This window comes from Acidovorax sp. 100, from assembly GCF_003688355.1.
Taxonomy (GTDB): domain Bacteria; phylum Pseudomonadota; class Gammaproteobacteria; order Burkholderiales; family Burkholderiaceae_C; genus Acidovorax; species Acidovorax delafieldii.
In genome coordinates this window covers 40,866-59,397 of record NZ_REFD01000001.1, presented here as the reverse complement: position 1 = coordinate 59,397, position 18,532 = coordinate 40,866, and the positions used below count along the sequence as shown (strand labels likewise).

At 66.8% G+C, this 18,532-nt stretch carries 14 protein-coding genes; 11 read left to right on the top strand and 3 right to left on the bottom strand.

Going from position 1 to position 18,532, the window contains the following annotated elements:
- Window positions 1–174 precede the first annotated feature (174 nt).
- From uvrA to C8C96_RS00255, 3 genes are all read left to right on the top strand, one after another.
- The gene (uvrA, locus tag C8C96_RS00265) at window positions 175–6,048 is read left to right on the top strand and encodes an excinuclease ABC subunit UvrA (protein ID WP_121941068.1); all 5,874 of its coding nucleotides are present in this window, start codon (window positions 175–177) and stop codon (window positions 6,046–6,048) included.
- Window positions 6,049–6,230: 182 nt separating this feature from the next.
- Window positions 6,231–6,737 carry a hypothetical protein gene (locus C8C96_RS00260; RefSeq protein ID WP_121941067.1) on the top strand — a complete coding sequence of 169 codons (507 nt, stop codon included), beginning with the start codon at window positions 6,231–6,233 and terminating at the stop codon, window positions 6,735–6,737.
- A 274-nt stretch (window positions 6,738–7,011) separates the two neighbouring features.
- Entirely contained in the window at window positions 7,012–7,371 is a 360-nt protein-coding gene (locus tag C8C96_RS00255) for a hypothetical protein (RefSeq protein ID WP_121941066.1), read from the top strand.
- 67 nt (window positions 7,372–7,438) lie between these two features.
- Here the strand turns inward: C8C96_RS00255 and ctlX are convergent, their stop codons facing one another.
- Window positions 7,439–8,377 (bottom strand): citrulline utilization hydrolase CtlX, encoded by a 939-nt coding sequence (gene ctlX, locus C8C96_RS00250; protein WP_199737418.1) that lies wholly within the window; start codon window positions 8,375–8,377, stop codon window positions 7,439–7,441.
- Window positions 8,378–8,505: 128 nt separating this feature from the next.
- Here ctlX and C8C96_RS00245 point away from each other — a divergent pair, with 128 nt between their 5' ends.
- The 3 genes from C8C96_RS00245 (at window position 8,506) to C8C96_RS00235 (ending at window position 11,625) form a co-directional block, all read left to right on the top strand.
- Window positions 8,506–8,937, top strand: coding sequence for an Lrp/AsnC family transcriptional regulator (locus tag C8C96_RS00245; protein WP_056057905.1), 432 nt, complete (start codon window positions 8,506–8,508; stop codon window positions 8,935–8,937).
- Window positions 8,938–9,078: 141 nt separating this feature from the next.
- On the top strand, window positions 9,079–10,041 hold the full coding sequence (locus C8C96_RS00240) for a tripartite tricarboxylate transporter substrate binding protein (protein ID WP_121941065.1): 963 nt from the start codon (window positions 9,079–9,081) through the stop codon (window positions 10,039–10,041).
- 72 nt (window positions 10,042–10,113) lie between these two features.
- Window positions 10,114–11,625 (top strand): NYN domain-containing protein, encoded by a 1,512-nt coding sequence (locus C8C96_RS00235; protein ID WP_121941064.1) that lies wholly within the window; start codon window positions 10,114–10,116, stop codon window positions 11,623–11,625.
- 3 nt (window positions 11,626–11,628) lie between these two features.
- Here the strand turns inward: C8C96_RS00235 and C8C96_RS00230 are convergent, their stop codons facing one another.
- Window positions 11,629–12,687: a PfkB family carbohydrate kinase gene (locus C8C96_RS00230; protein WP_121941063.1), complete on the bottom strand. Its 1,059-nt coding sequence runs from the start codon at window positions 12,685–12,687 to the stop codon at window positions 11,629–11,631.
- Window positions 12,688–12,823: 136 nt separating this feature from the next.
- Between C8C96_RS00230 and C8C96_RS00225 the strand changes: the two genes are divergently transcribed.
- The 5 genes from C8C96_RS00225 (at window position 12,824) to C8C96_RS00205 (ending at window position 17,488) form a co-directional block, all read left to right on the top strand.
- Window positions 12,824–13,837 carry a sugar ABC transporter substrate-binding protein gene (locus C8C96_RS00225; protein ID WP_121941062.1) on the top strand — a complete coding sequence of 338 codons (1,014 nt, stop codon included), beginning with the start codon at window positions 12,824–12,826 and terminating at the stop codon, window positions 13,835–13,837.
- Between the two features lie 165 nt (window positions 13,838–14,002).
- The gene (locus tag C8C96_RS00220) at window positions 14,003–14,962 is read left to right on the top strand and encodes an ABC transporter permease (RefSeq protein WP_121941061.1); all 960 of its coding nucleotides are present in this window, start codon (window positions 14,003–14,005) and stop codon (window positions 14,960–14,962) included.
- A 2-nt stretch (window positions 14,963–14,964) separates the two neighbouring features.
- A complete protein-coding gene (locus C8C96_RS00215; protein WP_121941060.1) occupies window positions 14,965–15,771 on the top strand; it encodes an ATP-binding cassette domain-containing protein in 807 nt (268 codons plus the stop codon).
- 9 nt (window positions 15,772–15,780) lie between these two features.
- Window positions 15,781–16,233, top strand: a complete 453-nt coding sequence (locus C8C96_RS00210; protein ID WP_057270393.1) for an RbsD/FucU family protein — start codon at window positions 15,781–15,783, stop codon at window positions 16,231–16,233.
- Between the two features lie 13 nt (window positions 16,234–16,246).
- Window positions 16,247–17,488 (top strand): ROK family transcriptional regulator, encoded by a 1,242-nt coding sequence (locus C8C96_RS00205; protein WP_121941059.1) that lies wholly within the window; start codon window positions 16,247–16,249, stop codon window positions 17,486–17,488.
- A 193-nt stretch (window positions 17,489–17,681) separates the two neighbouring features.
- On the opposite strand, the gene C8C96_RS00200 is transcribed toward C8C96_RS00205, so the two are convergent.
- Window positions 17,682–18,503, bottom strand: coding sequence for an HAD-IIB family hydrolase (locus tag C8C96_RS00200; RefSeq protein WP_199737417.1), 822 nt, complete (start codon window positions 18,501–18,503; stop codon window positions 17,682–17,684).
- Window positions 18,504–18,532 lie beyond the last annotated feature (29 nt).

The window sequence follows — 18,532 nt, the reverse complement described above, 5'->3', positions numbered from 1 at the left end:
CTAAACCGATGTTTCGGGCCCGGACACCCGCTTTTCGCCCGCCGCTGCTCCATTGCTTGTGCTTTGTCCACGGTCAAAGCACCGCAGCGCGCCTCGGGGGTAATCGGCGCGCGCAGGCGCAAACGCCGGGTGCGTCCCTAGAATGTCCCGCCTCACACCCGAAAGACCGCTTCCATGACCCAGGGACTGATCCGTATCCGCGGCGCACGCCAGCACAACCTCAAGAACCTGGATCTGGACATCCGTACCGGAGAACTCACGGTGGTCACGGGCCCCAGTGGCTCGGGCAAGTCCAGCCTGGTGTTCGACACGCTCTATGCCGAGGGCCAGCGCCGGTATGTGGAGACTTTCAGCGCCTATGCGCGCCAGTTCCTCGACCGCATGGACAAGCCCGCCGTGGACAAGGTCGAGGGCGTGCCCCCGGCCATTGCCATCGACCAGACCAACCCGGTCCGCTCCAGCCGATCCACCGTGGGCACGATGACGGAGCTGAACGACCACCTGAAGCTGTTGTTCGCGCGTGCCGGCCAGTTGTTCGACAAGCAGACGGCGCAGCCCGTGCGGCACGACTCGCCCGAAACCATCTATGCCGAGCTGGCCGCGCGTTGCGCTGCGGCCGGTGACCCGCGCATCGTTCTGACCTTCCCCGTGGAGTTGCCTGCGAACACCAGCGCAGAGCAGGTCGAGCAATGGCTGTCTGCCAGTGGCTTCACCAAGGTGCAGGCCGAGCGCGAAGTGGCCACGCCCACCGGCCCGCGCAAGGTGCTGGATGTGGTGGCCGACCGCTTCCGCCTGGGCAACGCCGAGAAGGCGCGCGTGATCGAAGCCATCGAGGTTGCGCTCAAGCGCGGCACGGGGCGGCTGAATGTCTATCGTCTCGTTGACGAAGGTGACGCCGAACTCTGGCGCTTCTCCACCGGCCTGCACTGCCCTGACAGCGACCTGCGCTACAGCGACCCCATCCCCTCGGCCTTCTCGTTCAACTCCGCCGTGGGCGCGTGCGACAGTTGCCGGGGCTTTGGCCGCGTGATCGGCGTGGACTACGGCCTGGTCATCCCCAACGACAAGCTCACCCTGCGCGCCGGTGCCATCAAGACCATCCAGACGCCGGCATGGAAAGAAGCGCAGGACGACCTCATGCGCCACGCAGAGGCGGCAGGCATCCCGCGCGACACGCCCTGGAACAAGCTCACGGACGACCAGAAGAAATGGGTCATCGGCGGCGCGCCCGGCTACAAGGACGGCCAGTGGAGCAAGCAGTGGTACGGCATCAAGCGCTTTTTTGAATACCTGGAGAGCAAGGCCTACAAGATGCACATCCGCGTGCTCTTGTCCAAGTACCGCAGCTACACGCCATGCCCCACCTGCGCCGGTGCACGCCTCAAGACCGAAAGCCTGCTCTGGCGCATCGGCCGCAAGGAAGACGCCGGTGCGGTGCTGGAGCCTGGCAAACGGTTCATGCCCGAGGGGGTGCAATGGTCGCGCGAGCAACTCGAAGCGCTGCCCGGCCTGTGCCTGCACGACCTGATGCTGCTGCCCATCGACCGCCTGCGCCAGTTCTTTGCGCGCATGCAGTTGCCGGTGGGTGACGACGCCAAGGGCGGCGATGCCCAGGCGCTGAAGCTGCTGCACGAAGAAATCACTACGCGCCTGCAGTACCTGTGCGACGTGGGCATTGGCTACCTCACGCTCGACCGCCAAAGCCGCACGCTCAGCGGCGGCGAGGTGCAGCGCATCAACCTGACCACGGCGCTGGGCACCAGCCTGGTCAACACGCTGTTTGTGCTGGACGAGCCCAGCATCGGCCTGCACCCGCGCGACATGCACCGCATCACCGAGGCCATGCTGCGCCTGCGCGACGCGGGCAACACCCTGGTGGTGGTGGAGCACGACCCCGCCGTGATGCTCGCGGCCGACCGCATGATCGACATGGGCCCCGGGCCGGGACGTTTGGGTGGGCAGATCGTGTTCGATGGCACCACGGCGGATTTGCGCAAGGCCGACACGCTCACCGGCGCTTACCTGGGCGGGCGCAAGCATGTGGGCTTTGGCTTCAAGCGCATGGTGACGGAATCGACCCCGCGCCTCATCCTGGAAGGCGCGCGCGAGCACAACCTGCAGGATGTGACGGTCGAATTTCCGCTGCAGCGCCTGGTCACCGTGACGGGCGTGAGCGGCTCGGGCAAGTCGAGCCTGATCCAGGATGTACTGGCCCCCGCGCTGTTGCGCCACTTCGGCAAGGCCACGGATGCACCGGGCGCGCACGACCGCATGCTGGGCGCCGACCACCTGTCGGACGTGGTGTTCGTGGACCAGTCGCCCATCGGCAAGACCGCACGTTCCAACCCCGTGAGCTACGTGGGCGCGTGGGACAGCATCCGCGAACTCTTCGCCGTGGCGCCGCTGTCCAAGCAGCGCAGTTACACCGCCGCCAAGTTCAGCTTCAACAGCGGCGACGGGCGTTGCCCCACCTGCGGCGGCTCGGGCTTTGAGCATGTGGAGATGCAGTTTCTGAGCGACGTGTACCTGCGCTGCCCCGACTGCGACGGCAAGCGCTACCGGCCCGAGATTCTGGAGATCACCATTGAGCGCTGCGGCAAATCGCTGAATGTGGCCGATGTGCTGGCGCTGACCGTGGCCGAAGCTGCGGCCGTCTTTGCGAACGACCGCGACGTGATCCGCGCGCTGCAGCCCATCGTGGACGTGGGGCTCGAATACGTGGCGCTGGGCCAGCCCGTGCCCACCCTGTCGGGCGGCGAGGCGCAGCGCCTCAAGCTCGCAGGCTTTCTGGCCGAGGCTGCACGCGTACAAAGCAAATCGCGCCAGACGGTGGCGCGCAAGGGCACCCTGTTTCTGTTCGACGAACCCACCACAGGCCTGCACTTTGACGACATCGCCAAGCTGATGCGCGCACTGCGCAAGCTCATCGACGCGGGGCACTCGCTCATCGTCATCGAGCACAACCTGGACGTGATCCGCGCGAGCGACTGGCTGATCGACCTGGGGCCGGAAGGCGGCTACGCAGGTGGCCTCATCGTGGCCGAGGGCACGCCCGAGGACGTGCGAGCCCACGCTACATCCCACACCGGGCAGGCACTGCGCGACTACGAACTGGCGCTGGGCGTGGGCGGCCACTCGGTGCACGAAAAGGCTGCGGCGCTACGAAAATCAGAGCGCCTTGCGCATATGGATCTAGCGCCTGCGGCCAAAAACGCCATAGAAATCGTCAATGCGAAGGAACACAACCTCAAGAACCTGAGCGTGGACATCCCGCGTGGCAAGTTCAATGTGGTGACGGGCGTGAGCGGCTCGGGCAAGTCCACGCTGGCGTTTGACATCCTGTTCAACGAAGGCCAGCGTCGCTACCTCGAATCCCTCAATGCCTATGCGCGCTCCATCGTGCAGCCTGCAGGCCGGCCCGAGGTGGATGCGGTGTACGGCATTCCGCCTACCGTCGCCATCGAGCAGCGCCTGTCGCGCGGCGGGCGCAAGTCCACCGTGGGCACCACCACCGAGGTGTGGCACTTCCTGCGCCTGCTGTACGTCAAGCTCGGCACGCAGCACTGCGTGAAGGACGGCGCCGCCGTGCAGCCGCAGACGCCCGAGAGCATCGCCGCGCAGCTGCTCACGCAGTTCCGCGGCCAACACATCGGCCTGCTCGCGCCGCTGGTGATGAACCGCAAGGGCGTTTACACCGAACTGGCCGACTGGGCCCGCCCACGGGGCTACACGCACCTGCGGGTGGACGGCAACTTCTTGCCGACCACCAACTTCCCGCGCATCGACCGCTTCAAGGAACACACCATCGAGCTGCCCGTGGCCAGCCTCGATGTGTCGCCCGAGAACGAAGCGGCTTTGCGCACCGCGCTGGCCGATGCGCTCACGCACGGCAAGGGCGTGGTGCATGTTCTCTCGGGCATCACAGGCCTGCGTGAGGCCATGGAGGGCGGCCAGCCCACGGCCGGTATTGGCACGCTGCAGGCGTTCTCCACCAAGCGCGCCTGCCCCGTGTGTGCCACCAGTTATGCCGAGCTGGACCCGCGCCTGTTCAGCTACAACAGCAAACATGGCTGGTGCCCCGACTGCGTGGGCACCGGCGTCAAGCTCACCAAGGACCAGCGCAAGGTGTTTGACGACTCGGTGCAGGACGACAAGGAAAAAGGCCGCGAGCAGACCTTTGCCGAGCCCGAGGTGGAAGACCTGGCCGACACGGCCTGCCCGAGCTGCAGCGGCACACGCCTGAACGCCACCGCGCGTGCTGTGCAGTTTGCCGGTGTGGGCATTACCGACATTGCCGCGCTGTCCGTGACCGATGTGCGCCGCTGGGTCGAGACCCTGCGCATTGAAGGTGGCATGACGGCGCGCGAGGCCGACATTGCCCGTGACCTGGTGCCCGAGATCCAGAGCCGCCTCGAATTTCTGGAAGAAGTGGGCCTGGGCTACCTCACGCTGGACCGGGGTGCGCCCACGCTCAGCGGTGGCGAGGCCCAGCGCATCCGCCTGGCCGCGCAGCTGGGCAGCAACCTGCAGGGCGTGTGCTACGTGCTCGACGAGCCCACCATCGGCCTGCATGCGCGCGACAACCAGATTTTGCTCAACGCCCTGCACAAGCTGGGCGACAAGGGCAACACGCTGGTGGTGGTGGAGCACGACGAAGACACCATCCGCCGCGCCGACCACATCATCGACATCGGCCCCAGCGCGGGCAAACGCGGCGGGCGCCTGGTGGCGCAGGGCAGCGTGGCCGACATCACGGGCGCGGAGGATTCGCAAACCGGCCGCTACCTGCTGCACGCGATGAAGCACCCGCTGCAGCTGCGCCGCAGCATGGCGCCCGGCGAGGTGAGCGCTGAGGCCACAGCCGCCTTTGCCCAGGCCGAGGCGGCCGCGCCCACCGGCCGCCAAAGCGCGGCCGTCAAGAAGCGTGCGGCGCAGGCTGCATCGCTGGCTGCAGACGCGCTGACCGAGGCCAAGGAACGCGCCGCCATGCGCTGGCTCACGGTGCACGGCGCGCAGCTGCACAACCTGCAGAACGTGACGGCCACCGTGCCGCTGCACCGCCTGGTGGCAGTGACGGGCGTGAGCGGTTCGGGCAAGTCCACCCTGGCGCGCGATGTGCTGCTGGCCAACGTGCAGGCCTGGGTGCAGCAGCGCAGTACCAAGGCCGGGCGCGATGCCATGGATGCAGGCAAGGCACCGCCGCTGGTGGGTTGCACGGGCCTGTCGGGCTTCGAGAGCATCGACCGCGTGCTCGAAGTGGACCAGACGCCCATCGGCAAGACGCCGCGTTCATGCCCCGCCACCTATATCGGCTTCTGGGACACCATCCGCAAGCTGTTTGCTGAAACGCTGGAGGCTAAGGCACGCGGCTATGCCGCAGGGCGCTTCAGCTTCAACACCGGCGAAGGCCGCTGCCCCAGCTGCGAAGGCGCGGGCGTGCGCACCATCGAGATGAGCTTCTTGCCCGATGTGAAGGTGCCCTGCGAGACCTGCCACGGCGCGCGCTTCAACCCCGAAACGCTGGCCGTGACCTGGCGCGGCAAGAGCATTGGCGATGTGCTGCAGATGGAGGTGGACGAGGCGGTGGGCTTCTTTGCCAGCATGCCCAGCATTGCGCATCCGCTGCAGCTATTGCAGGACGTGGGCCTGGGCTACCTCACGCTGGGCCAGCCGTCACCTACGCTCAGCGGTGGCGAGGCGCAGCGCATCAAGCTGGTGACTGAACTCACCAAGGTGCGCGATGAGGTGGGCCGCCGGGGCCAGAAGGCGCCGCATACGCTGTATGTGCTGGACGAGCCCACGGTGGGGCTGCACATGGCCGACGTGGACAAGCTCATCCGCGTGCTGCACCGCCTGGTCGATGGCGGCCACAGCGTGATCGTGATCGAGCACGACCTCGATGTGATCGCCGAAGCCGACTGGATCCTGGACCTGGGGCCCGAGGGCGGTGGCGCAGGCGGCCGCATCGTGGCGGCGGCCACGCCCGAAGACGTGGTGGCGGCGGGGACCCATACCGGCAAGGCCCTCGCGCCCGTGCTGGCCCGCTGAGGCGTGCAGGGCTGACGGCAGGAGGCTGGGCCAGCCTGGTGGTTGGCGCACAGCCCTGTCGGCCTCTGTCCTACGCACTGCGCAGAACAAGGCGCACGCGCTGCATGGGGTGGGCTTCCTACGATGGATTGCAGGGGATCGGCTCCCCACCTTCCATCCACATTTCAAGGACACCCATCACCATGAACGCATTCAAATTCCTCAAGACCTGTACCGCTCTGGCGGCCACCTCCGTGTTGCTGGTGGCCTGTGGCGGTGGCAATGACGACGACCCATCTCCCAGCAATGAGCCCGGTGTGCTGACAGTCAGCAACGCCACCATCGACGGCCTGAATGGCGTGTATGGCAACGGCGCTCTCAACCTCACCGATGTGGACAAGAAGAACCCTGTCGGTTCGGTGCCGGAGCTGTGCACCTTCCGGTTTGATGGCGCCAACAAGGTGGGCTCATCGGCCACGGCCTTTGGCGATATCCGTTACCGCCCCGACGCCACCAGCCTGCACCAGGTGTTCCTGACGTTCGATGGCAAGGAATACGGCAGCGGCGAACCCACCGACACTGCCGTGGTCCGCGAAAGCGACCAGGTGCGCTTCAGCGGCAAGACGCTGACGGCGTCGGACGGATCTGGCGCCACGCTGCGCGTCAGCGGCATCGTGCCCATGCGCCCCAACCGTCCTTCGGGTTGTTGAGTCCGCGTTTTGCGCCTCTGAGACTCGGTTCAAGATCTCATTGCTTGTCTCCCTCCCCGGTCCCTTCGGCCGGTTCAGCCCCAGCTGCGATAGCGGCAGGGGCTTTTTTATGGGGCGTGCGCGGGGCGGGTGCACACCGCTGGCCCACGGGTTGCGGCGCAGGGCTGGGCGAACCTGTGTACCTGCGATCCCGGTGCGCGCAGCGGTTTGCTGGCGGCACAATGCATCGGTGCGCGTGCGGCGCTGTGGCCGCGCTGCACGCTACCCATCGTCCATGCCCGTACCACCCCCTCACCCAACCACCGTGGTGTGGCTGCACCCCGAAGCACCTGCCAAGCCGGCCGAGGGTGCGCCCTGCAATGGCTGTGGTCTGTGTTGCCTGGCGGAACCCTGTCCGCTGGGGGTACTGGTCTCGCGCCGCCGCAGTGGCGCCTGCGTAGCCCTGCGCTGGAGCGATGTGGACCAGCGCTACTGGTGTGGCATGGTGGCCGATCCGGCCGGGGTGACGGGGCTCACCCACCCCTGGGCAGTGCGCGCCATGTCGGCGCTGGCGCGGCGCTGGATCGCATCGGGCGTGGGTTGTGATGCGCGGCTGGACGTGCAGGGCCCGCCACCAGGCAACCAGTTGAAGTAGCATGCTATAAATTCAATAGCTATTCGGGCATGTTCGACTAGCGCAAGCAGTGAATTGGACTGAAATTTCAGCCCCCCGCACTGCGCCGGGCCAGGTGCACGCCCGCCAGCATGCAGCGCACCGATCCACCCGCCAGTTCGATGGTTGGCACGTCCAACGGCAGCAAGCGGGCGCTTTGCTCGATGGTGGCACGCTGCGCCGGTGTGAGGCTGGCAGCGGCGCGCGCCGACAGCGCCAGCACCCGGCCCTGGGCGCCCGAGAGCTCCAGCGCGTTGCCGGCAAATTCCCTGATCTGGTGGGGGCTCAGGGCGATGACCTCGCGGCCCGTTTCGCGCAGGCGCTCGCACACGGCCGCTCGCCGCGCAGGGTCGGTGATCATGTGAAAGCCACCCAGCGCAAACGTGGTGCCGATGCAGAGCATCACGTTGGTGTGGTAGCAGGGCTGGCCCTCGTCGTCGGCCGTGGCAAAGACCATGGGCTCGTAGTTGAAGTGCGTGCAAAAGCGCTCCAGAGCCACGGGGTCGGCGCGGTTCGATTGCGCGGTGTAGGCAATGCGGCCGATGTGGTCCAGGACCATCGCACCGGTGCCCTCCAGAAACATGCCATCGGCCTCCAGTCCCGAGTAGTCGATCACGTCCTGCACGCGGTACTCGGCCTTGAGCAACTCGATGACATCGCTGCGCCGCTCGCGCCGCCGGCTCCTGGCGTACATGGGGTAGATTGCCACATGGCCGCCCGCGTGGGTGGAGAACCAGTTGTTGGGGAACACTGCGTCGGGCGTGTCGTGCTCGCCGGGGTCGTCGAACAGGTGCACGCGCACCCCTGCGCCCTCCAGGCGCTCTGCAGTAGCAGTGACCTCGGCAAACGCGCGGCGCGAGGTGTCTGGGGCCGCCAGCTGCGCGGTGCGCACCTGAAAGGCGTTGTCGGCGGCGGTTTCGGGGTTGGGGCGAAAGCGGTGGGGGCGCACCATCACAACGGCGCTGGGGGCTTGGACTGAGGCGTGCATGGCGGGGCTGGGTGTGAAAGAAGCGGGAAGAAGTTCCAGAATTTTCTTGGCAGCCCCTGCTATCCTCTAGCCTCATAACTGGTCAAAATGGCTGATAAATTGCCGTTCTGCCAGTTTTGAAGCCCACTATGACCAAGCTCGACGACACCGACCGCGAAATCATCAGCATCTTGCGTGCGGACGCGCGCACCCCTGTGGCCACGTTGGCGCAAAAGCTGCGCGTATCGCGCGGCACGGTGCAGAACCGCCTGCACAAGATGGAAGAGAGCGGCGTCATCACCGGCTACACCGTGCGCCTGCGCCCTGATTCCGAGCCGCAGCGCATCCGTGCGTGGATGAGCATTGCGGTCGAAGGCAATGCCGCCCCTGCCGTCATCCGGGCGCTGCGCGGCGAGCCCACGGTGGGGACGCTGCACACCACCAATGGCCGCTGGGACATCGTGGCCGAGGTGCGTGCCGAGAGCCTGGAGGCGTTTGACGCGGCCCTGGGCCGCATTCGCCTCACGCCCGGCATTGGCAACACCGAAACCAGCATCTTGTTGTCCACCTACAAGGCGTGATGCGACCCGGGCGGTGCACCAGCGCAAGGGCTGCGCGCTGGCGCCTGGGCGACAGCGGCTAGGGGGTTTCCGCATGCCCTCGCAGCGCGGCCTGCAGTCCAATGGCGAAGTCTTTGTTTTTGCATTTTCAGGAGCCTCGCCATGCAACGTCGCCAGATCATCCAATGGGGAGCCGCCAGCCTCGCTGCCCCCGCATTCCTGGCGCAGGCCCAGAGCTTTCCCAACAAGCCCATCAAGCTGGTCATCGCCTTCCCGGCCGGTGGCCCCACCGACATCACCATGCGGTCGCTGGCCGACAACGCCAGCAAGATCCTGGGCCAGCCCGTGATCGTGGAGAACAAGCCCGGCGCCGGCGGCACCTTGCCCGCGCAGCAGCTGCAAACGTCTCCGGCCGATGGCTACACGGTGGCGCAGATTCCGCTGGGCGTGTTCCGCCTGCCCTACACCACCAAGATCAACTGGGACCCGGTCAAGGACATCAGCTACGTGCTCAACGTCACCGGCTACGCGTTTGGCCTGGTGGTACCTGCCGACTCCCCGCTCAAGACCTGGACGCACTTCGTGGCCTGGGCCAAGGCCAACCCCGGCAAGCTGAGCTACGGCTCCACCGGCACCATGACCAGCCCGCACCTGACCATGGAGCTGATCGCGCAGCAGCTGGGCCTGGAGCTGCTGCACGTGCCCTACAAGGGGAGTGCCGACCTGATGCAGTCCATCCTGGGCGGGCAGATCATGGCGGCGGCCGACTCCACCGGTTTTGCACCGCAGGTCGAGGCGGGCAAGCTGCGCGTGCTCAACACCTGGGGCGCCGAGCGCCTGGCCAAGTTCCCCGACGCGCCCACGCTCAAGGAGCTGGGCCTGAACCTGGTGCAGAACTCGCCCTTTGGCATCGGTGCACCCAAGGGCACACCCGATGCGGTGGTCAAGCGCCTGCACGATGCCTTCAAGCAGGCCATGGAGCAGGAGAGCTATCGCACGGCCCTGGCGCGCTATGACATGGTGCCGATGTACATGAGCACGTCGGCGTACAAGAAGTTTGCGCAGGACACATTCACGCGCGAGAAGGCGCTGGTGGAGAAATTGGGCTTGGCCAAACCCACCTGAGGCCACTCCCTTCGGAGGGTGCAATGCGTTCCGTGTGATGATCCGCAGCATTGAACGGAACTCACACACGATATGGCATCCCCCTCCGACAGCATCAGCATGGCCTTGTTCTGCGACTTTGAAAACGTCGCTCTGGGCGTGCGCGATGCGCAGTACGAAAAGTTCGACATCAAGCCCATCCTGGAGCGCCTGCTGCTCAAGGGCTCCATCGTGGTCAAGAAGGCCTATTGCGACTGGGAGCGCTACAAGGGCTTCAAGGCCACCATGCACGAGGCGAATTTCGAGCTGATCGAAATCCCGCATGTGCGCCAGTCGGGCAAAAACTCAGCCGACATCCGCCTGGTGGTGGACGCGCTGGACCTCTGCTACACCAAGTCGCACGTCAACACCTTCGTCATCATCAGCGGCGACTCGGACTTCTCGCCGCTGGTGTCCAAGCTGCGCGAGAACAACAAGCAGGTGATCGGCGTGGGCGTGAAGCAGTCGACGTCCGATCTGCTGATTGCCAACTGCGACGAATTCATCTTCTACGACGACCTGGTGCGCGAAAACCAGCGCGCCCAGGCCCGCCGCCAAAGCCCCGGCAGCAACCCACCACCAGCAGCCCGCCGCAGCCCCGAAGAGGAGCGCAGCCGCAAGGAAAGCCAGGATGCGCGCCGCACCCAGGGCGTGGAGCTGGCGGCCGAAACGTTTGAAGCCCTGCTGTCCGAGCGCGGCGACACCGGCAAGATCTGGGCGTCGGTGCTCAAGGAGGCCATCAAGCGCCGCAAGCCCGATTTCAGCGAAGGCCGGTATGGCTTCCGCACCTTTGGCAACCTGCTCGAAGAAGCGCAGGCGCGCGGCCTGCTGGAGTTTGGGCGCGATGAAAAATCGGGTGCGTATGTGTTCCGCAGCCACGGTGGGCCGACGGCCGCCGCCGCGCGGCCTGAAGGATCCGGTGAGCGAGCCAGCCAGGGCGGCGCCACGCGGCACGACTTTCATGCGGTGGCGACGGCACCCGATCTGCGTTCTGACAGTGGTGAAGGGCAGGGCGCGCCGGGCCGCAGCCGGGGGCGCCGTGGTGAGGGCGCAGACCGCCCGGACACTCGCTCCACGCAGCGCAGCGAGCCGCGCAGTGACTCGAACCAGGAGCCACGGGCGTCCGAGCAGGCGGATGTGCCGTCAGAGCGCCCGGCCAGCCGCTATTTCAGCCAGCCGGTGGCCCACGAGGCCGGGCCATTGGAGCGGGTGATCGACAGCAGCCCTGAGCAGGATGCGCGCGCCGAAGCGTTGGATGGCTCCGAGGCCCCGGCAGAGCAGATACCTGCTGAGAACGATGGTGCCGAGCCTGCAGCCCCTCGCCGCAGCCGCGCACGCAGTGGAGGCGGTGCCAAGCCCGCTGCCAGCGCCCCCAAGACTGCTGCCACGCCCCGAGCGCGTGGCGCGCGTGCCGTGGCGCATGCGGGCGGTGCTACAGATGCCGGGGCATCGGCTTCTGCGGCCGAGGCACCAGCCGCTGAGGCACAAGACGCGGCTCCCACCAAGGCGGCCGCTCCCCGTCCACGCAGCCGGGCCCGCAAGCCGGCCGCCAAACCCGCCGAGTAAGTGTTATTGGCCCGCTGCGGTCGCTGAGCGCCGCAACGCCAGCCGCTCTTGCACTTCTTCGTAACGGGGGGGCGTGCAGCCCGCCCGCTCCACACAGTGGCTGGCGCTGGCCAGCGCATGGTGCAGCACGGCGCGCAGCCGGGCCTCCGCAACGGGCGCCGTCAGGCCACCCGTGCGCAAAGTCAGGGCTTCTTCGCCCCGCTCAGGCCCTGCCAGCCAGGCGGTGATCAAACCCGCAAGAAAACAGTCGCCCGCGCCCACCGTGTCCACCACCGTGATCGGCGCCTCTTCGCGCGCATGCACGGCCAAGCCGTCGCGTTGCAGCAGCCAGGCACCTTCCGGCCCCAGGGTCAGGGCAAGCCATTGCGCCTGTGTTTGCTGCTGCAAACAGTGGGCGCGTTCCAGCGCAGTGGTGCCCGGCACGGCCAGCGCTTCCAGGTCGTCGTCGCTCACCTTGATGAGGTGGGCGTGCTGCAGGGCGGCCTTCACATTGGCGCGGTAGGCCTCCGCATCGTCCACGGCCGATAGGCGCAGGTTGGCATCGACCACCACCATGCGGCCGGCTGTGCGTTGCGCCGCCAGCCAGGGTTGGTAGATGGCGGCATCTTGTGCCACCAGCGCCAGGCAGCCCGTGGCCACTACTTGCAGCTCTGGTAATGCGGCGCAAGCAGCCGTCAGCGCAGCGGCCGTCACTTGGCGGTCGGCCACGCCGTCGCGGTAGAAGCTGTAGCTGGCCTTGCCCTCGGCATCCAACGCGGCCAGGGCCAGCGCGCTGGGCGCACGCACCGGCGTGGGCGCTGCCAGGGCCACGCCAGCATCGTGCAGGCCGCGCGCCAATTGCCGCCCCAGCATGTCGCCCGACAGTGGGTTGAGGTACTGCGTGCCCACCCCTTGCAAACCCAGCGCTCGCGTGAGGTTGTACACCGCGCCGCCCGCGCAGGGCTTGAGGCGGCCATCGGGCTCTTCGATCAGGTCAAACAAGGCCTCGCCCGCCGTGGCCACCCGCAGCGGCGGTGCGGTGTGGGCGGGCCTGGAGTCGGCGGACTGGATAGGGAAAACCATAAGTAAATCCACTTGATTTATTAACTAGTCGGCCACTATAGTTCGATCCCATCCACCCGACAAGAGTGGTTCACCTGCCAGCCGCGCAGCACGGGGCCGACAGGAATCTGCCATCCCACAACCCGGAGACAACGCCATGCAACGCACCCCCGCCTTCGCGCTTTCTGCCCTTGCCCTCACCGGCGCCCTGGCCTGTGGCCTGGCCCAGGCACAGACGTCCGAGCCCGTCATCGGCCTCATCACCAAGACCGAGACCAACCCCTTCTTCGTGAAGATGAAAGAGGGCGCCACGGCCGAGGCCAAGAAGCTGGGCGCCAAGCTGGTGTCGGCGGCGGGCAAGACCGATGGCGACAACGCGGGCCAGGTCACGGCCATGGAGAACCTGATCGCCGCGGGCGCCAAGACCATCCTCATCACCCCCAGCGACGCCAAGGCCATCGTGCCCGCCATCAAGAAGGCGCAGGCACGCGGCGTGATGGTGATTGCGCTGGACAGCCCCACCGAGCCCATGGATGCGACGGACGCGCTGTTTGCCACAGACAACTACAAGGCGGGCGAGCTGATCGGCCAATACGCCAAGGCCGCCGCGGCGGGCAAGAAGCCCGTGATCGCCACGCTGGACCTGTTCCCCGGTCACCCCGTGGGCGCACAGCGGCACAACGGCTTCCTGAAGGGCTTTGGCCTGCAGGCTAACGATGCCAAGAGCAATGAGTTGTCGCGCCCCGCCGAAGTGGTGTGCATGGCCGACAGTTTTGGTGACCGCGCCAAGGGCCAGACCGGCATGGAAAACTGCCTGCAGAAGAACCCCGACATCAACATCGTCTACACCATCAACGAGCCCGCCGCCGCCGGTGCCTACAACGCGCTCAAGGCCGCAGGCAAGGAGAAGAACGTGCTCATCGTCTCGGTGGACGGCGGCTGCGCAGGCATTGCCGACGTGGGCAAGGGCGTGATCGCCGCCACCAGCCAGCAGTACCCGCTGCGCATGGCGGCCATGGGCGTGGCGGCAGGCGTGGAATACGCCAAGACCGGCAAGAAGGTCAGCGGCTACACCGACACGGGCGTGACGCTGATCGCTGCCAAGCCCATGGCGGGCGTGGAAAGCAAGGATGTGAAGACCGGCACCGACCTGTGCTGGGGCGCCAAGTAAGAGCCGTTCTCAAAACTCTTCTGGCGTCGTTGCTGCGTCTTGTCGTACTACCGTACTGCCTGCGACGCAGCGCCTAGCCAGAACCGCTTCGCTGAGTTTTGCGATCGGCTCCCAACCGTCAACTGCTTTCTGAGCGCCACCTTTGTCCACCCGCACGGAGCCGCCATGTCCTCGACCGCTTCCAAACTACCGCCGCTGGCCACGCTGGGGCCGTTCATCGCGCTGATCCTGGCGTGCGCCTTTTTTGCCACGCAGAGCGAGCGTTTTCTGTCGGCGCAGAACTTCGCGCTGATCCTGCAGCAGGTCATGGTGGTGGCGGTCATCGCCATTGGCCAGACGCTGGTCATCCTCACCGCGGGCATCGATTTGTCGTGTGGCATGGTGATGGCGCTGGGCGGCATCGTGATGACCAAGATGGCGGCGGACTATGGCCTGTCGGCCCCGGTGGCGATTGCCTGTGGCATGGCGGTGACCATGCTGTTCGGGCTGGTCAACGGCCTGCTGGTCACCAAGATCAAGCTGCCGCCTTTCATCGTGACCCTGGGCACGCTCAACATCGCATTTGCCGCCACGCAGCTGTACTCTGGCGCGCAGACCATCACCGACATCCCGGCTGGCATGACCGCACTGGGCAATACCTTCCAGCTCGGGCAGACCGCCATCGTGTGGGGCGCGGTGCTCATGCTGGTGCTGTACCTCGTCACCTGGTTTGCGCTGCGCGAAACCGCGCCTGGCCGCCACGTGTACGCCGTGGGCAACAGCCCCGAGGCCACGCGCCTCACCGGCATTGCCACCGACAAGGTGCTGCTGGGCGTGTATGTGCTGGCGGGCCTGTTCTACGGCATCGCGTCGGTGCTGTCGGTGGCGCGCACCGGCGCGGGCGACCCCAATGCCGGACAGACGGAAAACCTGGACGCCATCAGCGCCGTGGTGCTGGGCGGAACCAGCCTGTTTGGCGGGCGCGGCATGATTTTGGGCACGCTGGTGGGGGCGCTGATTGTGGGCGTGTTCCGCAACGGGCTCACGCTCATGGGCGTGTCGTCGGTCTACCAGATCCTGGTCACCGGCATCCTCGTGATCCTGGCCGTGGCCACCGACCAACTCTCGCGCAAAGGAGTGCGTTGATCATGACCAACTCCCCACACACCACGAACGCCCCGCTGGTCATGCAGGCCAAGGGCCTGGTCAAGCGCTACGGGCAGGTCACCGCGCTGGATGGCGCCGACTTTGAACTGCGCGCCGGTGAAATCCTGGCCGTGATCGGCGACAACGGCGCGGGCAAGTCGAGTCTCATCAAGGCGCTGTCCGGCGCCACCGTGCCCGACGAAGGTGAGATCCTGCTCGACGGCCAGCGCATCCAGTTCAAAAGCCCCATCGACGCGCGCAAAGCGGGCATCGAAACCGTGTACCAGGACCTGGCCGTGGCCCCGGCCATGACGATTGCCGAGAATTTGTTCCTGGGGCGCGAACTGCGCCGCCCCGGTGTGCTGGGCAGCGCGCTGCGCATGCTCGACAAGAAAAAGATGCTGGAAGAAAGCGTGGCCCGCATGGCCGAGCTGAAGGTCGGCATCCGCTCCATGACGCAGGCGGTGGAGACCCTCTCGGGCGGCCAGCGCCAGTGCGTGGCCGTGGCGCGCGCGGCAGCGTTTGCGCGCCATGTCGTCATCATGGACGAGCCCACTGCCGCCCTCGGCGTGAAGGAGGGCAACATGGTGCTGGAGCTGATCCGCCGCGTGCGCGACAAGGGCCTGCCCGTCATCCTCATCAGCCACAACATGCCCCATGTGTTCGAGATTGCCGACCGCATCCACATCGCCCGCCTGGGCAAGCGCGCCGCCGTCGTCAACCCCAAGAAGATCAGCATGAGCGATACCGTGGCCGTGATGACCGGTGCCATGGCCGCGTCCGACCTGCCCGCTGAATGCCTTGCCTGAAACGCCCCCATGCTGAAGAACATTGATCCCCTGCTGACCCCCGACCTGCTCAAGGTGCTGGCCGAGATGGGCCACGACGACGCCATCGTGCTGGCCGACGCCAACTTCACTGCAATGAGCCTGGGCGCGGGCAAGCCCGTGCTGCGCTTGCCCGGCATTGGCATGGCACGCGCCGTGCAGGCCGTGGCCAGCGTGCTGCCATTGGCGCAAGACGTGCCGCACCCCGTGGCCTACATGCAGGTGGGCGGCACCGAGGTGCCGTACCGATCGGCCCTGCAGCGCGAAACCATGGACGTGCTGGCACGCGAGGGCGTGGCCAGCGAGCAGGCCGAAGGCGTGGAGCGTTTTGCGTTCTACGAGCGCGTCAAGAAGGCCTATGCCATCGTGGTGACGGGAGAGCTGCAGCCCTGGGGCAACTTCCTGCTGCGCAAGGGCGTCATCGGCGACACTCTGAACGCCTGATCGTTTCATCACCATGCTGGACACCGACGCATCCCTACCCGCCGTTGACAACGCTGCCGCCAGCCCCGCGCTGCTGCGCCAGCGCGGCTCCAACCATGTGGGGCTGCGCCAGTTCAACGAGCGCGTGGTGCTGCAGGCGCTGCGCACCCATGGCAGCCTGGCCAAGGCCGAGATGGCGCGGGTCACGGGCCTCACGGCGCAGACCATCGGCCTCATCACCGCCCGGCTGGACGAAGACCAGCTGCTGCGCCGCGAAGCGCCCGTGCGCGGCCGCGTAGGCCAGCCCTCGGTACCGATTGGCCTGAACCCCGACGGCGCCTTTGCCATCGGCATCAAGATCGGCCGCCGCAGTGCCGACTGGCTGCTGGTGGACTTCACCGGCCATGTGCGCGAGCGTATCGTGCTCGATTACGCCTTCCCCGACATCGATGTGCTGCTGCCCGCCATCCGCACGCACCTCAACCAACTGCTCGACGGCCTGGGCCCACTGCGCTCGCGCGTGGTGGGCGTGGGCGTGGCCGCGCCGTTCCAGCTCGGCGGCTGGCACCGCATGCTGGGGCTCACCGAGGCCCAGTCCGAAGCCTGGAACAACATCGACCTGGCCGAGCAGGTGCAGCAGATGACCGAGCTGCCCGTGAGCTTTGCCAAGGACACCTCCGCCGCCTGCGTGGCCGAGCTGCTGCAGGGGCGCGGGCGCGACATCCCGAGTTTTCTTTACCTGTTCATGGACACCTTTGTGGGTGGCGGGCTGGTCATCAACTCGCACCTGCACCGGGGCTTGCACGGCAATGCCGGCGCGGTGGCCTCGCTGCCGCTGTCACCAGCCCTTCCCGGGCAGGCCCCCGCGCAGCTCATCAGCCAGGCCTCGCTGTGGGAGCTGGAGCAGCGCTTTCGCGAACATGGCCTCGACCCTATGGCCGCCTACGACAAGCGTGTGCTGCAGGCCCCGTGGCTGGAACACAGCCGGGGCTGGATTGCGCGCGCTGCGGCGGGCCTGGCGCACTGCATCGTCTCGGCCACGGCGTTTTTGGACCTGGATGCCGTGGTGGTCGATGGCGCCGCAGCCCCCGAGCTGCTGCAGGCCCTGTGCGAAGGCGCCCGCCACGCGCTGGCCGACTACAACTGGGAAGGCCTGCACCAGCCCCCCCGCCTGGAGCTGGGCACCATGGGCTCGGACGCCCGCGCGCTGGGCGGAGCGCTGCTGCCGCTGCATGCGTGTTTTGCGCCGGATACCGATATCTTCCTCAAGGCTTGATGGTCGTGCTATTAAAATAATAGCTATCACGGCATATTCCACTAGCGCAAGCAGGCGTTTTCAGTCAAAACTGCTTCCTGGAGGTCTTGCGTGCACTGTGCCGTCTCGGGGGGGGGGCCAGCCCCGCCGCGTCGATCATCCAGGGGCTGTAGCGACCGCCCTCTGTTGCCTGCTGCGCTTGCTTCGCTGACAGTCAGCGCCCCGCCAGGATCGCCCGCGCCACTTCGGCAAACCCCGCGCCCCGTTCGCCCTGCGTCACATAGCGTGGCAGATGTGTGAGCTGCGGAGCAAACCGCGCGATGTTGGCCACGCCTACGCTGTGGGTGAAGTGCTGGAACATCGCCTGGTCATTGCCCGAGTCGCCCACAAACACCCAGCGATCCAGCTCCTGCGCCAAGTCGCGGCCCAGCAGCTCGCGCACGATCCAGTTGGCACCCTGCCATTTGTTGAAGTCGCCGAAGCAGCCGTGGATGTGGATGCTGCTCACCGTGGTCTGCATGCCGGCGCGCTGCAGCACCGCCAGCACCTGCTCCACGGTGTCGTGCGCGTGCCGGTCGAACTCTGCGTAATCAAAGGCCAGGTCCGTCTCACGCCCGGCGCTGTCGCGGCTGAGTGCGACACCTGGCACTTCCGCAGCCACCTGGGCGGCGATCTCACGCATGCGCGCCTGGTTGGCGCTGCGCGTGGTGGTGTCTTGCTGGTAGCGCTTGACCAGCGGTTGTTGCGGGCTGGAGCCCGGGGTAAATGCCACGGCACCGTTCTCTGCCACCATGGCATCGACAGGCCAGGTCGAACCGGCAGGCCCCGCCATGAAAGGCTCGCACCAACCAATCGGCCGCCCGGTGATGGGAATGACCACCAGGCCCGCCGCCTTCAGGTCAGCCAGCGCCTGCAGTGCGTCGGGCGTGATGGCGCCCTCGGTGGTCAGGGTGTCGTCGATGTCGGTGAACAGACCTGCGAGATTGGCCGGTGGAATCCAGGCACTCAATGGCAACAAGGGGGGGCAAGAAGGCATGGTGTGGCGGGTTGGATATTGGCGGATGT